We start from the raw sequence: 13,756 nt of genomic DNA on the forward strand, positions 1-13,756 counted from the left end.
GGTCGAAGCTACCGGCTGTGAGACAGTCGAGCATGCGACCGCCAAGGCTGCCTGCGCCCAAACCCTTCTCCCCGGTTTTCGGGGGTTTGTATGCCGCGGCCTTCGGACTGGGCGGCCAGCAGCTCGTGCACCAGCTGATACAGCGTTACGGCCCCGTGGTGGAACTGCCCGTTCTGGGTTTCGGAAAGGTGGTCGCCGTCGCAGATGCGACGCTGGCCAAGCAGGTGTTCACCGAGCAGCCCGACATCCTGCTGGGCGGCGAAGGGGTGGGTCCGGCTGCGGCGATCTACGGTCCACGATCCATGTTCGTCCAGGAAGAGCCCGAGCATTTGCGCAGGCGTCGGTTGCTCACCCCGCCGCTACACGGCCAGACGCTCACCAGCTACGTGCCGATCATCGAATCGGCGACGCGGTCGGCGATGGCAACCTGGCCCGTCGGGCGCTCGATGCGCATGCTCGATGCCGCCCGTGAGCTCACCCTGGACGTGATCGTGCGGGTCGTCTTCGGGATCGGTGACCCAGAATCGGTGACTCGGTTCGGTAAGCCGTTCGAGGAATTGCTCGACTTGGCGCTGTCCGAGGAGACACCTGTGCGATATGCGCTGCGGCGCGTGGGAGCACTGCGCCGGTGGGGCAAGCTGTCCGAGGTCAACTGCAGGATCGACGAGTTGGTGCTGCCGTTGATCGCCGAACGCCGTTCCGATCCTTCCTCGGCCGAGCGCACTGACATCCTCAGCATGCTCGCCAACGCTCGGACCGACGACGGTGACCGCCTGTCGGAGGCCGAGATTCGAGCCGACCTCATCACCTTGGTGCTCGCAGGTCACGAAACCACCGCGACGACGTTGGCGTGGCTGGTCGACCTGCTGCTGCACCACCCCGACACGTTGGCGAGGGTGCGTGCCGAAAGCCGGTCCGGCGACACCCGGTACACCGAAGCCGCCATCTCCGAAACGTTGCGGCTGTGGCCGGCCGCGCCGATCACCGGCCGGATGACCACCGGGCGCTACCGGCTTGGTGACTACATCCTGGATCCGGGGACTCGCATCGTGCTGCTGCTCGATGTCATCAACCGAGATCCCGTCACCTATCCCGCACCGGCCGAGTTCCGGCCCGAGCGGTTCCTTGACAGCCGGCCGCATCCCTACGCCTGGGTCCCGTTCGGTGGGGGTCTCAAACGGTGTATCGGCGCCAGCTTCTCGATGTGCGAGCTGACCACGACACTGCACACCATCCTCCGTGAGGGCGATCTCGAACCGGTCAACACGCGGCGGGAGACCGCGCCGCTGCGGGCCGCGCCGGTCGTGGTTCCGCGCGAGGGCACGATGGTGCGGTTCACACCCGCAGCCAGCCTTCGGTGTGCCGGTAGAACGTCGAGCGCTTCACCGGACGGGGGGCCGTGACGCCGTCGCGGACCACGACGGCGCCGGTGGTGCCGAGTTGGGCCGCTCGTCCGCTCACCCACCGTTGCGGCCGCATGTGACGCGACAGCACGCTGGCGCGCAGACCCGGCATCGTCGGTGTCGGCTCGATGCGCACCCCGGTCGCTGCTCCGTCGAAGAGCACCTCGTCGTCGACCACCGCCTCACCGATCAATTCGACGGGCGGCGAACCCTTCTCGAGCCCGCTCTCACCGAGCCAGAACGCGGCGCCGACCAGCGCCGTTCCCCGGTCGTCGCGGATGAGCGGCACCCGGGTGGCGCGCCCGCGTAGTGCTCTGCGCGCGTGCCATGGCCGCCGCACGTGGGCGACCTCGACACCGAGTCGATCGGTGCGCAGCAGCCGGGTCAGCACCGTGGCCACATCGGCCTCGGAGCCGACGACGACCAGGCGACGGCAGGGGATGTCCGGTGTCTCGGCAACCGGGAGTCCGCGCAGCGCGGACGGTATCCGATGTCGGCCGAACCGCAACACCACGACGTCAGCGGTGCTCAAGTTCGGCTCCTCGCAAGTTGCTGGGATAGGGTGTCTCACCGGCTGCAACAAGGTTTTGGGTGCAAGAGTAGCCGGAATTGCGAGGACCAAGTCATGCCGGCAATCGTGCTCATCGGCGCGCAATGGGGCGACGAGGGCAAGGGTAAGGCCACCGACCTGCTCGGTGGACGCGTCCAGTGGGTGGTGCGGTATCAGGGCGGCAACAACGCCGGCCACACCGTCGTGCTGCCGACGGGTGAGAACTTCGCCCTCCACCTGATTCCGTCGGGGATTCTCACCCCGGGGGTGACCAACGTCATCGGCAACGGCGTGGTGGTCGATCCGGGGGTGCTGCTCACCGAGCTGCAGGGACTCGTCGATCGGGGCGTGGACACCGAGCGGCTGCTGATCTCCGCGGACGCGCACCTGTTGATGCCCTATCACGTCGCGATCGACAAGGTCGTCGAGCGGTATGCGGGCAGCAAGAAGATCGGCACCACCGGCCGCGGTATCGGCCCCTGCTACCAGGACAAGATCGCCCGGATCGGCATCCGTATGGCCGACGTGCTCGACCCCGTGTTGCTGTCCGAGAAGATCGGGGCCGCACTGGAATTCAAGAACCAGGTGCTGGTCAAGATCTACAACCGCAAGGCGCTCGACGCCGCCGAGGTGGTCGACAGCCTGCTCGACCAGGCCGAGGGTTTCAAGCACCGCATCGCCGATGCCCGGTACCTGCTCAACACGGCGCTGGAGAAGGGCGAGACGGTGCTGTTGGAGGGCTCCCAGGGAACTCTGCTCGACGTGGACCACGGCACGTATCCCTATGTGACGTCGTCGAATCCGACGGCGGGTGGCGCCGCGGTGGGGTCGGGGATCGGGCCGACGCGGATCACCACGGTGCTCGGAATCCTCAAGGCCTACACGACGCGCGTCGGCTCGGGTCCGTTTCCCACCGAGCTGTTCGACGACAAGGGCGAGTACCTGTCCAAGACCGGCGGCGAGTTCGGCGTGACGACCGGCAGGCGACGCAGGTGCGGTTGGTTCGACGCCGTCATCGCCCGCTATGCCACCAGGGTCAACGGCATCACCGACTACTTCCTCACCAAACTCGACGTGCTGTCCAGCCTCGAGACCGTGCCGGTGTGTGTCGGGTATCGGGTGCACGGCCGGCGTCTTGACGACATGCCGATGACCCAGTCCGAGATCGCGCTTGCCGAGCCGATCTACGAAGAGCTGCCCGGCTGGTGGGAGGACATCTCCGGGGCGCGCGAGTTCGACGACCTGCCGGCAAAGGCGCGAGATTACGTGCTGCGGGTGGAAGAGCTTGCCGGAGCCCATGTTTCGTGCATCGGCGTCGGTCCCGGCCGAGACCAGACGATTGTGCGCCGCGATATCCTGGCGCAGCCGTGATGTGGGGGTACCGCCCGCTTGCGGGGGACGCTTGCGCGAAGAACCGACCGCTATGAGCGATCCGCACCTCGAAGATCCCGACTACGACAGGCACGGCGGATTCCCGAACTATCAACGTGCCGAACCCGGCCCGGGATTCGGCCGCTTCCTGGCGGCGATGCGTCGCGCCCAAGATCTCGCGGTGTCGGCCGACCCCGACAGCGACACCTGGGAGCGAGCTGCCGACCAGGCCGAGGCCCTGGTGGCACTGCTCGACCCCTTCCGCGCCGCCGAGGGCGTCGGCCCGGCCAACCGGGTGCCGTCGCTGCCTGGTGCGGGCAGCCTGCTCATGCCGCCGTACCGGGAGGTCGAGCTCGACCCGGCCGGGGTCACGCTCAAGGTCCGGTTCAGCCGATACCACGTCGGAGGCAACTCCGCGGTGCACGGCGGCGTGCTGCCGCTGTTGTTCGACTCGGTGTTCGGCATGGTGATCCACGCCGTCGGGCGCCCGATCAGCCGCACCGGCTTCCTGCACGTCGACTACCGCAAGGTGACCCCGATCGACACCGACTTGACCGCGCGCGGCTGGCTGCGGGAAGCGCAGGGCCGCAAGGCGTTCGTCAACGCCGAGCTGCGCGACCCCGACGACAACCTGCTCGCCGAGGCGAACGGGTTGATGATCCAGCTGCTGGCCGGGCAGCCGTGAACTGACGCGCCGGAACTGCTGACGAACCGTAACCAGCGAGAATCGGCGATCCGCCCGCACCTTCGAGCACCCGATGTCACGATCACGGACGTGACAAGCGACCGAACCAGTCAGCGGCCCCGAAGCCTGACCGCGCCCCGCTCGGCCGCCCTGGCCGGTGTCGCGTTCGCGCTGCTGTTCGCAGCGGCGCTCGTGCTGATCCGCATCGCCCTACCCGAGGATGGCGAGCCGGGTTCGCAGTGGATGCGCGAGCACAGCGTCAACATGAGGATCGCGGCGATCCTCATGCCGTTCGCGGGGATCGCGTTCCTCTGGTTCATGGGTGTGCTGCGGGACGGTATGGGCCGGTACGAGGACAAGTTCTTCGCGACCGTCTTCCTCGGAAGCGGCCTGCTGTTCTTGGCGATGATGTTCGCCGCCGTCGCCGTGGGGGTGGGACTCGAACGCAGCGGCGCAGCAGCGCATCCCGATGTCGCCGCGTTCGGACAGATGACGCTGTTGACGATCTCGAAGACCTACGCGCTGCGGATGGCGGCGGTGTTCATGATCTCGCTGGCCACGATCTGGGTGAAGACGCGACTGATGCCGCGGTGGTTGGGCATCGCCACCTACGTGGTGGCGATCGCGGTACTGCTGGCCGCCGACCTCAGCATGTGGTCGGTGCTGATCTTCCCCGCGTGGGTTGCAGTGGTCAGCGTGCAACTGCTCGCGCACCGACCCGGCCCCGGCTAGTCGACAAGCCGCAAAGCCTGTGCCGGACAAAGCTTCACAGCCTCGCGGGCGTGGTCGAGCTCATCGTCGGGCACCTCATCCACCAGCACCACGACGATGCCGTCGTCGTCCTGGTCGAAAACGGCGTCGGCCGACATCACGCAGTTGCCGGCCTGGATGCAGACGTCGCGGTCGGCATGCACCTTCACATTCGTCACCTCCAATCCACTGACAGCGACTTGAGACCGTAGATGAAGTGGAACGACCGGAACTGCACATCGGCGAAATCCTCGGCCAGCCGCAGGGCCGGGAAACGTTGCAGCAGAGCGGGAAACGCGATGCGCATCTCCATCCGTGCCAGCGGAGCCCCGAGGCAGTGGTGCACGCCGTGACCGAACGCGAGATGCCCGGCGGCGCCGCGGCCGATGTCGAGCACGTCCGGGGCGTCGATGAATGCGGGATCGCGGTTACCCGACGGCAGCGACGCGAACACCAGCTGCCCGGCCGGGATCGCCACACCCGCGATCTCGACGTCGGTGGTGGTGATGCGCGGTATCGCGGTGTGCACGATGGACAACCACCGCAGCAGCTCCTCGACCGCGGGTCCGACGGCGTCGGGATCGTCGCGGACGACGGCGAGCTGATCGGGATGGCGTAGCAGGGCCAACGTGCCCAGGCCGAGCATGTTCGAGGTGGTCTCATGGCCGGCCAGAAGCAGCAGCCCGGCGATGCCGACCAGTTCGTCGTCGGTGAGCTCGATGCCGTGTTCGCGCACCAGCATGCCGAGGATGTCCTCGCCGGGGTGTCGGCGGGCGCGTTCGACCAGCGACCGCATGTACGCCCGCCCCGCCCGCTGCAGCTCCAGCCGCTCGGTGAACGGCAGCGACAGGTCGAGCTGGCGCGCGCTGCGGTGCTGGAAGTCGTCGCGGTCCTCATAGGGCACCCCGAGCAGCTCGCAGATGACCAGCGACGGGATCGGCAGTGCGAAGTGCTCGACGAGATCGACGGGGGCACCGGCGTTTTCCATCATGTCCAGGTGGTTCTGGACGATCTCGACGATGCGGGGCTCGAGCCGTTTGATCCGGCGGATCGTGAACTCCGGGGTGAGCATGCGGCGCAGCCGCTGGTGCTCCGGCGGGTCCAGGCCGAGCAGGTTGCCGGCGCGGGCACTCGCGAGCTCCTCCTCCGACAGCGTCGGCGCGCCGGCGACGACGAATCCCGGGGGACGGCCGTTGGAGAATCTCTCGTGATCGGACAGCACCAGCTTCACATCGTCGTGGCGGGTGATGAGATACACCGTCATACCGAAGCTGTTGACTACCGTGCGGACGCCGGTGGTGTCGCGGATCTCGGCCAGCGCGGGGGTCGGGTCCAACGCGTCGCGACGCATGTGCAGAGGCGGCAGCTCCGGTGCTTGCGTCATGACCCGACGCTACCCGCGTAGCGCGAACTCCTCGAGATCGACGCTTTCGTCGCTTCTACTCGCGCTGATCGACCGAAACGTCCCTCTCGGCGTCGCGGCCCTGGAGTGCCGGCCACCAGATCCGCGGCCCGATGAGCGTGAACAGCGCCGGGATGATCACGGTGCGCACGATGAACGTGTCGAGCAGGATGCCGAGGCCGACGATGATGCCGATCTGGGTGAGCACGATCAACGGCAGCACACCGAGCACGCAGAACACCGAGGCCAACACGATGCCCGCGCTGGTGATCACCGCTCCGGTCGCGGACACGGCGCGCACGATCCCGCCGCGCGTTCCGTGTTCCGGCGTCTCCTCACGCGCGCGGCTGACCAGGAAGATGGTGTAGTCCACCCCGAGCGCGACGAGGAACAGGAACGCGAACAGCGGTGTGGTGTTGTCGAGGGCGGGAAAGCCGAACACGTGCACGCTGGCCCAGCCGCCGAGGCCCAGAGCGGCCAACGCGCTCAACACCGTGACCGCCACCAGGATCAGCGGCGCCAGCGCGGCGCGCAGCAACACGTACAGCACCGCGAGCACCACGACGAGGATGGCCGGTACCACGACCGCCCGGTCGCGCGACGCGGCGGCGCTGGCGTCGCGGGCGGTGGCGTCGGAACCGCCGACCAACGCCTCCGGATCGGCGGATCGCACCGAATCACGCAGCGCGTCAACGGTTTCGAAGGCCTCATCGGAGGCGGGTTCGGCGTCGAGGACCACCGACCACTGCGTCAGACCCGAGGGGGTCTGCCCCGCGGGGTCGGCCGACACCACGCCCGGCGTCTCGGTGATCGCACGCTGCACGTCGGCGGCGCGGTCGGTGGACGCGATGACGCGGTTGGGGTCGGTCAGGCCGCTCGGGAAGTGGTCGGCCAACCGCGAGTATCCGCTGACCGACTCGGCCTGCACCCGGAACTGTTCGGTCTGCGACAGCCCGATCGGGGTGGCGACCAACCCGATGCACAGCACCGCCAGACCGCCGATCGAGATCGTCGCGACGGAACCGGGCCTGCGGGCCACCGCCTCGGCGATGCGGTGCCAGATGCCGCTGTCGGTGAGCGCCCGGTCGCCGATCTTGGGGATGAACGGCCAGAACAAGCGCTTGCCGAACAGGCCGAGCAGCGGCGGCAACACCAGCAGCACGAACACCGCGGCGACGATCAGGCCCGCTGCGGCCTGCACTCCAAGGCTGCGAACGCTCGGCGACGACGCGAACACCAGTGTGAGCAGCGCCAGCACCACCGTCGCATTGCTGGCGATGATCGCCGGCGCGGCCCGTCGCACCGCGGTGTCCAGTGCGTCGTGATGGTTCTCGGTGCGGCCCAGTTCTTCCCGGTACCGCGAGATGAGCAGCAGCGCATAGTTGGTACCGGCGCCGAACACGAGCACGCTGGTGATGCCCGAGGTCGAACCGTCCGGGCTCATGCCGGCCGCCTGGGCCACGGCGGTGCCGAGCACGGCGGCCACCCGGTCGGCGAATCCGATCACCGCCAGCGGCACCAGCCACAGCACTGGCGAGCGGTAGGTGATGATCAGCAGCAGTGCGACCACCGTTGCGGTGACCGCGAGCAGCGTGAAGTTTGCGCCGGAGAACGAGTTCGCGATGTCGGCGCCGAACGCCGGACCGCCGGTGACCTCGCTGCGCAGGTCGGCGGGCAACCCCTCGGCGGCCTCCGCGCGCACCTTCTCGACCGCGTCGGTCAGGTCGAACCCGGAGAGGTCGGCGTCCATCGGCACCACGGCCAGACCGGCTGCGCCGTCCTCGGAGAGCTGGGTTGCGGGCCATTTCTGTTTGACGGCGTCGACGTCGGCGGGGCTCAGCGGCGCGCCGTCGGTACGGGTGATCACGACGATCGCGGGAACGCGGTCACCACCGGGGAACTCGGCGCGCAGGGCGTCGACGCGCGCGGACTCGGCGGAGTCGGGCACGGGTACCGGTGAGCGTGCGCTCGAGTCGTCGCTGCCGACAAGGCCCATCAGGGCGCCCGACACGAGCACCACGAGCACCGCGAGGATCCAGGAGATGCGGCGGGACATGCCTACGAATATTTCAAAAACTTAACTAACAATCAAACCATCCCGGCCGACCGGGCCTATGCTTTCGGCGTGTCAGAGGACCGTGACGCGCTGGAGGCGACGATCGCCGCCGACGTGCGCGCGATGAACGCCGAATCCGATGAGATCGGCAGGCTCTTCGCGAGCCGACATGATGTCGCGGCCAACGACTTTCGTGCACTGCTCCATGTGATGGTCGCCGAGACAGAGGGTGTGCCGCTGACGGCGGGGGACCTGCGCAGGCGGATGGGCATGTCGGCCGCGGCCATCACCTACCTGGTCGAGCGGATGATCGCCTCCGGGCACTTCCGTCGGGAGTCGGATCCTCGCGATCGCCGGAAGGTGATCCTGCGTGTGGCAGATCACGGAGTGGACGTCGCCCGAGGGTTTTTCACCCCGCTCAGTGAACGCACCCGCGCCGCGTTGGCGGGTTTGTCAGATGACGAGCTGGCCGCCGCCCATCGCACGTTCACCGCGCTCATCGACGCCATGCGCGATTTCCGCGGCCAGCTGGAGCAGTCCGCCATCCCGAATTGAGGCACGCCCGCCCGACGGCGGTGGCCGGTCCGCGACGACGTCTGGCAGGCTGGAGCCCCGATGACTGATACCCCGCAGACGGCGGTCGATCCCGGCGATCCGGTGACCGACCCCGAACCGGTCGCCGGCACCCCCGGCGCCTCATCGGTGATGCTGCTCGGTTCGGGCGAACTGAGCCGGGAGCTGGCGCTGGCGTTCCAGCGGTTGGGCGCCGAGGTCATCGCCGTCGACCGCTACGCCGACGCGCCGGCGCACGGTGTGGCCGACCGCCCGGTCGTCGCGAAGATGAACGACGCGGAGGAACTGACCGCGCTCATCGAGAAGGAGAATCCGCGCTTTGTGGTGGCCGAGGGCGGTGTCATCGCCGCCGACGCGTTGATCGCGGTCGCCGAGCGCGGCGTCGCCGAGGTGTTCCCGACACCGCGCAGTACCCGGCTGTCGCTGGATCGGGAGGGCCTGCGCCGCTTGGCCGCCGACGAGCTGGGCCTGCCCACCGCGCCGTTCTGGTTCGCCGGATCGACCGAGGAGCTCGGGGCCGTCGCCCAGCACGCCGGTTTTCCGTTGGTGGTCAAGCCGATCGCTTCGGCCGCGGGTGAGGGCGAGTCGGTGCTGGTGCGCGCCGAGGACGTCGAGCCCGCGTGGCAGCGCGCGGTCGCCGCGGGCCGGATACCGCACAACCGCGTGATGGTCGAGTCGGTGGTCGAGGTCGATTTCGAGGTCACGCTGCTGACGATTCGCACCGTCGGGCCGACCGGACCCGCGGTGCACTTCTGTGAGCCGATCGGGCACCGCCAGCCCGACGGCGATGTGCTCGAGTCGTGGCAGCCGCAGCGGTTGACGCCGACCGCGCTGGATTCCGCGAAATCGATCGCCGCGCGCATCGTGAACTCGCTCGGCGGTCGCGGCGTGTTCGGCGTCGAACTGTTGGTGCGTGGCGACGAGGTGTACTTCGACCATGTGCGCCCGCGGACGCACGACAGCGGCCTGGTCACGCTGCGCTCGCAGCGGCTCTCGGAGTTCGAGTTGCACGCCCGCGCGATCCTGGGACTGCCCGTCGACACGATCATGATCTCGCCCGCCGCCGCGGAGATCGTCTACGCCGGCGCGGAGGCTAGGCCCGCGAGCGGGCAGGATCCGCAGGCGGTGCTCGCCGAGGCGCTCGCCGTGGCCGAGAGCGACGTCGCCTTGTTCAACCGTCCCGACGAGACAGAGGACAGGCGACGGCTCGCGGTGGCGTTGGCGACCGCACCCGATCCGATCGTGGCCCGTGACCGCGCACGCCGCGTCACCGCCGCGCTGCGCAGGCTCTGGTAGCGGTGGCCGAATCCCAATCCGAATCCGGAGCCACACCCGGGGACCGGCCCACAGCGGCGCCGTTTCTGATCGGGCTCACAATCTTTGTGCTCGTCGTGATCGTAATCGGGTTGCTGAACCTGTTCGGCGGTGAGCAGGAGCCCGTCGACCAGCAGGTGGCCCGGGCCGCGGTCGGGCAGAACGACGCACTGCAACGGCAGAGCTACTCCGACTACCGCGGCTACACCTGCCCGGAGCAAGCCGGCACCGAGGCGCAAGTTCTTGCCGCACAGCGGGATTCCGTTGCTCAGCGCGGTGAGCGGTTCGTCGATGACGTCTCCGAGGTCGCGGTCGCCGGTGACCGCGCCACCGCCAAGGTGACCTACCACTTCGACAAGACGCCCGACGACAAGAAGACCGTCGAGGTGGCGTTCGTGCGCGACGGCGACGCCTGGAAGGTCTGTTCCCCCGGTCCCAGGTAGCTGTGGGACACTCAACGACCGTGAGTTACGCCGGAGACATCACGCCCGAAGAGGCTTGGAAGCTGCTGACCGGCACCCCCAACGCGGTGCTGGTGGATTGCCGCACCGACGCCGAGTGGCGCTTCGTCGGCGTACCCGACCTGTCGTCGCTGCAGCGCGAGGTCGTGTTCATCGAGTGGAACCGCGTCGACGGTACGCACAACGACGCGTTCGTCTCCGACCTCCGGCGCGAGATCGGCGGCGCCGGTTCCGACGTGGGGCCGGTGGTCTTTCTGTGTCGCTCCGGCAACCGGTCGATCGGCGCGGCCGAGGCCGCCACTGAGGCCGGGATCGGGCCGTCCTACAACGTGCTCGACGGCTTCGAGGGCCACCTCGACGAGGACGGGCACCGCGGCGGCACCGGGTGGAAGGCTGTCGGACTTCCCTGGAAGCAGTCATGAGTCCGGGTCCCGACGAAACCGTCCCGTCCGTCCGCATACCCGCCGAATTGCCGGAGGGCGTCAGCCAGGCGACCATCGGCGTGCGCGGCGGGTTGTTGCGATCGGAATTCGAGGAGACCGCCGAGGGACTGTTCCTCACCTCCGGCTATGTGTACGCGTCGGCCGCCGACGCCGAGAAGGCGTTCACCGGTGAGATCGACCGCTATGTGTATTCGCGCTACGGCAATCCGACCATCTCGATGTTCGAGGAGCGACTGCGGCTGATCGAGGGTGCACCCGCCTGCTTCGCCACCGCCACGGGCATGGCGGCGGTGTTCACATCGCTGGGGGCGCTGCTGGGCGCCGGTGATCGGCTGGTCGCCGCGCGCAGCCTGTTCGGCTCGTGCTTCGTGGTGTGCAACGAGATCCTGCCGCGGTGGGGTGTGGAGACGGTGTTCGTCGATGGCGACGACCTCACACAGTGGGAAGAGGCCCTCTCGGTTCCCACGCAGGCGGTGTTCTTCGAAACCCCGTCCAATCCGATGCAGTCGCTGGTGGACATCGCCGCGGTCTCTGAACTCGCGCACGCGGCGGGCGCAAAAGTGGTGCTGGACAACGTGTTCGCGACGCCGATGCTGCAGCAGGGCTTCCCGCTCGGCGCGGACGTCGTCGTCTACTCGGGGACCAAACACCTCGACGGACAGGGCCGTGTGCTCGGCGGTGCGATCCTCGGCGACAAGCAGTACATCGACGAGCCGGTGCAGAAGTTGATGCGCCACACCGGGCCCGCATTGAGCCCGTTCAACGCGTGGACACTGCTCAAAGGACTGGAGACGCTCGCGGTGCGGGTGGACTACCAGAACACGTCGGCGCAGCGGATCGCCGAGTTCCTTCAGGACCACCCCGCGGTGAGCTGGGTGCGCTATCCCTTCCTCGAGTCGCACCCGCAGTACGACCTGGCCAAGCGCCAGATGACCGGCGGCGGAACGGTTGTCACGTTCGAGGTCGCAGGCGGCAGCAAGGAGCGCGCGTTCGAGGTGCTCGACAAGCTGCGCATCGTCGACATCTCCAACAACCTCGGTGATGCCAAGTCGTTGGTCACCCACCCGGCGACCACCACCCACCGCGCGATGGGCCCGGAGGGCCGCGCCGCGATCGGATTGGGCGACGGCGTGGTGCGAATCTCGGTGGGCCTGGAGGGAACCGACGACCTGCTCAACGATCTCGACCAGGCGTTGCGCTAAGTGTCCAAGCGCAGCGACGCGAAGAAGGCCCGCCGCCGCAAGCGGCAGGCCGCCCGCAACGAGCGCTGGATCCCCGACACCGTGATGGACGCGCTGACCGAACAGACCGCGACGGCGGCGGTGCTCGAGGCCTTCGACGAACGAATCACCGAGCGCGGCTGGGTGTTCGACGACGAGCTCTCCGACGAGGAGTCCGCGCTGTGGTTCTACCCACCGTCGCAGGCCGAGGTGGCCGACGAAGATCTGGTGTCCGTCACCACCGTCGTGCTCACCGCTGATGACGCCGCGGACGTCGCGCACGTGGTGTTCGTCGGCACGGCCGACGACTACCAGTTCAACTTCGACGAGCTGTTCGAGTGCCTCGACGTCGTCGAGGCCTACCGGTTGGGCGACCCGGCACCGACGTTCCCGATCTGAGAACCCGCCGAGCGCTCACCCCCTGTACGGTCTGCTGCGCTTGGATGCAAGGCTGCGCGCTCGGCAGGAGAGGAGTCAGTCCTCGACGACGCCCTGCGCGGTGCGCGCGCGGTCCTCGTACTTCTTGCGGGCGGTCGTGTCGAAGTCGAGGAACACCCGGTCCAGTCCGAGCTTGTTGTTGAGCCAACGGCGCCCGCGCGGGCCGAGCATCTGCGCGGCCTGAGCGGTGAAGCGGAGCGGGGGTGGCACCGAGACATGGGTTTTCGGCTTGTCGAGTGTCTTGACGATCGCCGCGGCGATGTCCTCGGGTTCCACCGGCTTGATCGCACCGCTGCTCTTGGTGCCCGAGATCAATTCGGTGTTGGTGAACGGCGGCATGATCACCGAGACGTCGACGTTGTGTTGCGCGACCTCGTCGGCGAGCGCCGCGGTCAAGCCCACCACGCCGAACTTCGCGCCCACGTACACGACCTGACCCGGCACCGGGATCAGCCCGGACAGCGAGGCGATGTTGATGATGTGTCCGCTGCGCCGCGCGATCATGTCCGGCAGTACCAGCTGACAGCCGGTGATCACGCCGTAGAGGTTGACCTCGAGCGTGGACCGGATCGACTGCTCGGTCTCGTCGACGAACGGTCCGATGGGCATCACGCCGGCGTTGTTGATCAGGACGTCGATGCGTCCGCCGCCCTCGGTGCGGGCCTTGTCGAGGAACGACGCGAACGACTCGCGGTCGGTGACGTCGAGCGGATAGCCTGACGCCTGTCCCAGGTTGCCCAACTGGGCGACGGCTGATTCCTGAAGCGCCACGTCGCGGTCGCCGATCACCACACGGGCACCGCGCGCCAGCAGCGCCTTGGCGGTCGCAAAACCGATACCGCGGGCGGCGCCGGTGATCACGATGGTCTTGCCGCTGATGTTGTCCATGCGGCCAAACTTTACACGTGTCAAGTTTGGTTCGGGAAGTGGCGATCGCCGGATCAGGTCGAGCCGGCGTGCGGTGCCGGAATGCATGGGCCCGGTTGGCGTTGACAGTTAGCCTCGATCTTTCGTGAGTGAGGCAGTGACTGGTCGCTGGGGTTGTTGTCGTGTCGGTATTTCTTGGGCCATGGGTGGCCACCGGCGCTGT

15 protein-coding genes are annotated in these 13,756 nt (G+C 68.1%); 10 read left to right on the forward strand and 5 right to left on the reverse strand.

Annotated features, from left to right (window positions below; all coding sequences use genetic code 11):
- Positions 1-32 precede the first annotated feature (32 nt).
- A complete protein-coding gene (locus RMCN_RS18300; RefSeq protein WP_067392121.1) occupies positions 33-1,403 on the forward strand; it encodes a cytochrome P450 in 1,371 nt (456 codons plus the stop codon).
- Here RMCN_RS18300 and RMCN_RS18305 read toward each other — a convergent pair.
- On the reverse strand, positions 1,336-1,935 hold the full coding sequence (locus RMCN_RS18305) for a peptidase M50 (RefSeq protein ID WP_067392131.1): 600 nt from the start codon (positions 1,933-1,935) through the stop codon (positions 1,336-1,338). The genes RMCN_RS18300 and RMCN_RS18305 overlap by 68 nt on opposite strands.
- Positions 1,936-2,028: 93 nt before the next feature.
- Between RMCN_RS18305 and RMCN_RS18310 the strand changes: the two genes are divergently transcribed.
- The 3 genes from RMCN_RS18310 to RMCN_RS18320 all read left to right on the forward strand — a co-directional run bounded on the left by RMCN_RS18310 (position 2,029) and on the right by RMCN_RS18320 (position 4,741).
- The gene (locus tag RMCN_RS18310) at positions 2,029-3,324 is read left to right on the forward strand and encodes an adenylosuccinate synthase (RefSeq protein WP_067392134.1); all 1,296 of its coding nucleotides are present in this window, start codon (positions 2,029-2,031) and stop codon (positions 3,322-3,324) included.
- A 52-nt stretch (positions 3,325-3,376) separates the two neighbouring features.
- Positions 3,377-4,009 carry a PaaI family thioesterase gene (locus RMCN_RS18315; protein ID WP_067392137.1) on the forward strand — a complete coding sequence of 211 codons (633 nt, stop codon included), beginning with the start codon at positions 3,377-3,379 and terminating at the stop codon, positions 4,007-4,009.
- A 90-nt stretch (positions 4,010-4,099) separates the two neighbouring features.
- A complete protein-coding gene (locus tag RMCN_RS18320; protein WP_409366058.1) occupies positions 4,100-4,741 on the forward strand; it encodes a hypothetical protein in 642 nt (213 codons plus the stop codon).
- Here the strand turns inward: RMCN_RS18320 and RMCN_RS18325 are convergent.
- Genes RMCN_RS18325 through RMCN_RS18335 form a run of 3 tightly spaced genes read right to left on the reverse strand, consistent with a single transcriptional unit; the run spans position 4,738 to position 8,217 of the window.
- Positions 4,738-4,929 carry a ferredoxin gene (locus RMCN_RS18325; RefSeq protein WP_064348334.1) on the reverse strand — a complete coding sequence of 64 codons (192 nt, stop codon included), beginning with the start codon at positions 4,927-4,929 and terminating at the stop codon, positions 4,738-4,740. The two genes, RMCN_RS18320 and RMCN_RS18325, sit on opposite strands and share 4 nt — an antisense overlap.
- A 5-nt stretch (positions 4,930-4,934) precedes the next feature.
- Positions 4,935-6,143, reverse strand: coding sequence for a cytochrome P450 (locus tag RMCN_RS18330; RefSeq protein ID WP_067392140.1), 1,209 nt, complete (start codon positions 6,141-6,143; stop codon positions 4,935-4,937).
- Positions 6,144-6,198: 55 nt separating this feature from the next.
- A complete protein-coding gene (locus RMCN_RS18335; RefSeq protein WP_067392143.1) occupies positions 6,199-8,217 on the reverse strand; it encodes an MMPL family transporter in 2,019 nt (672 codons plus the stop codon).
- Between the two features lie 69 nt (positions 8,218-8,286).
- Here RMCN_RS18335 and RMCN_RS18340 point away from each other — a divergent pair, with 69 nt between their 5' ends.
- Genes RMCN_RS18340 through RMCN_RS18365 form a run of 6 tightly spaced genes read left to right on the forward strand, consistent with a single transcriptional unit; the run spans position 8,287 to position 12,627 of the window.
- The gene (locus tag RMCN_RS18340; protein ID WP_409366059.1) at positions 8,287-8,772 is read left to right on the forward strand and encodes a MarR family winged helix-turn-helix transcriptional regulator; all 486 of its coding nucleotides are present in this window, start codon (positions 8,287-8,289) and stop codon (positions 8,770-8,772) included.
- A 60-nt stretch (positions 8,773-8,832) separates the two neighbouring features.
- Positions 8,833-10,086: a formate-dependent phosphoribosylglycinamide formyltransferase gene (gene purT, locus RMCN_RS18345; RefSeq protein ID WP_067392146.1), complete on the forward strand. Its 1,254-nt coding sequence runs from the start codon at positions 8,833-8,835 to the stop codon at positions 10,084-10,086.
- 2 nt (positions 10,087-10,088) lie between these two features.
- Positions 10,089-10,547, forward strand: a complete 459-nt coding sequence (locus tag RMCN_RS18350; RefSeq protein ID WP_067392148.1) for an Rv0361 family membrane protein — start codon at positions 10,089-10,091, stop codon at positions 10,545-10,547.
- Between the two features lie 20 nt (positions 10,548-10,567).
- The gene (locus RMCN_RS18355) at positions 10,568-10,987 is read left to right on the forward strand and encodes a rhodanese-like domain-containing protein (protein WP_067392149.1); all 420 of its coding nucleotides are present in this window, start codon (positions 10,568-10,570) and stop codon (positions 10,985-10,987) included.
- Positions 10,984-12,210 carry an O-succinylhomoserine sulfhydrylase gene (locus tag RMCN_RS18360; protein WP_067392152.1) on the forward strand — a complete coding sequence of 409 codons (1,227 nt, stop codon included), beginning with the start codon at positions 10,984-10,986 and terminating at the stop codon, positions 12,208-12,210. Before RMCN_RS18355 ends, RMCN_RS18360 begins: the two co-directional genes overlap by 4 nt.
- Positions 12,211-12,627, forward strand: a complete 417-nt coding sequence (locus RMCN_RS18365; RefSeq protein ID WP_067392155.1) for a hypothetical protein — start codon at positions 12,211-12,213, stop codon at positions 12,625-12,627.
- A 75-nt stretch (positions 12,628-12,702) separates the two neighbouring features.
- Here the strand turns inward: RMCN_RS18365 and RMCN_RS18370 are convergent, their stop codons facing one another.
- Positions 12,703-13,554 carry an SDR family oxidoreductase gene (locus RMCN_RS18370; protein WP_067392158.1) on the reverse strand — a complete coding sequence of 284 codons (852 nt, stop codon included), beginning with the start codon at positions 13,552-13,554 and terminating at the stop codon, positions 12,703-12,705.
- Positions 13,555-13,756 lie beyond the last annotated feature (202 nt).

The sequence above is a fragment of the Mycolicibacterium novocastrense genome, from assembly GCF_001570485.1.
Classification (GTDB): Bacteria; Actinomycetota; Actinomycetes; order Mycobacteriales; family Mycobacteriaceae; genus Mycobacterium; species Mycobacterium novocastrense.

What these genes read in the sequence shown, in the direction of transcription:
- RMCN_RS18300 (WP_067392121.1), top strand. Translation starts at nt 33, where the DNA reads ATGCGACCGCCAAGGCTGCCTGCGCCCAAACCCTTCTCCCCGGTTTTC.
- RMCN_RS18310 (WP_067392134.1), top strand. Translation starts at nt 2,029, where the DNA reads ATGCCGGCAATCGTGCTCATCGGCGCGCAATGGGGCGACGAGGGCAAG.
- RMCN_RS18315 (WP_067392137.1), top strand. Translation starts at nt 3,377, where the DNA reads ATGAGCGATCCGCACCTCGAAGATCCCGACTACGACAGGCACGGCGGA.
- RMCN_RS18330 (WP_067392140.1), bottom strand. Translation starts at nt 6,143, where the DNA reads ATGACGCAAGCACCGGAGCTGCCGCCTCTGCACATGCGTCGCGACGCG.
- RMCN_RS18335 (WP_067392143.1), bottom strand. Translation starts at nt 8,217, where the DNA reads ATGTCCCGCCGCATCTCCTGGATCCTCGCGGTGCTCGTGGTGCTCGTG.
- purT (WP_067392146.1), top strand. Translation starts at nt 8,833, where the DNA reads ATGACTGATACCCCGCAGACGGCGGTCGATCCCGGCGATCCGGTGACC.
- RMCN_RS18360 (WP_067392152.1), top strand. Translation starts at nt 10,984, where the DNA reads ATGAGTCCGGGTCCCGACGAAACCGTCCCGTCCGTCCGCATACCCGCC.
- RMCN_RS18370 (WP_067392158.1), bottom strand. Translation starts at nt 13,554, where the DNA reads ATGGACAACATCAGCGGCAAGACCATCGTGATCACCGGCGCCGCCCGC.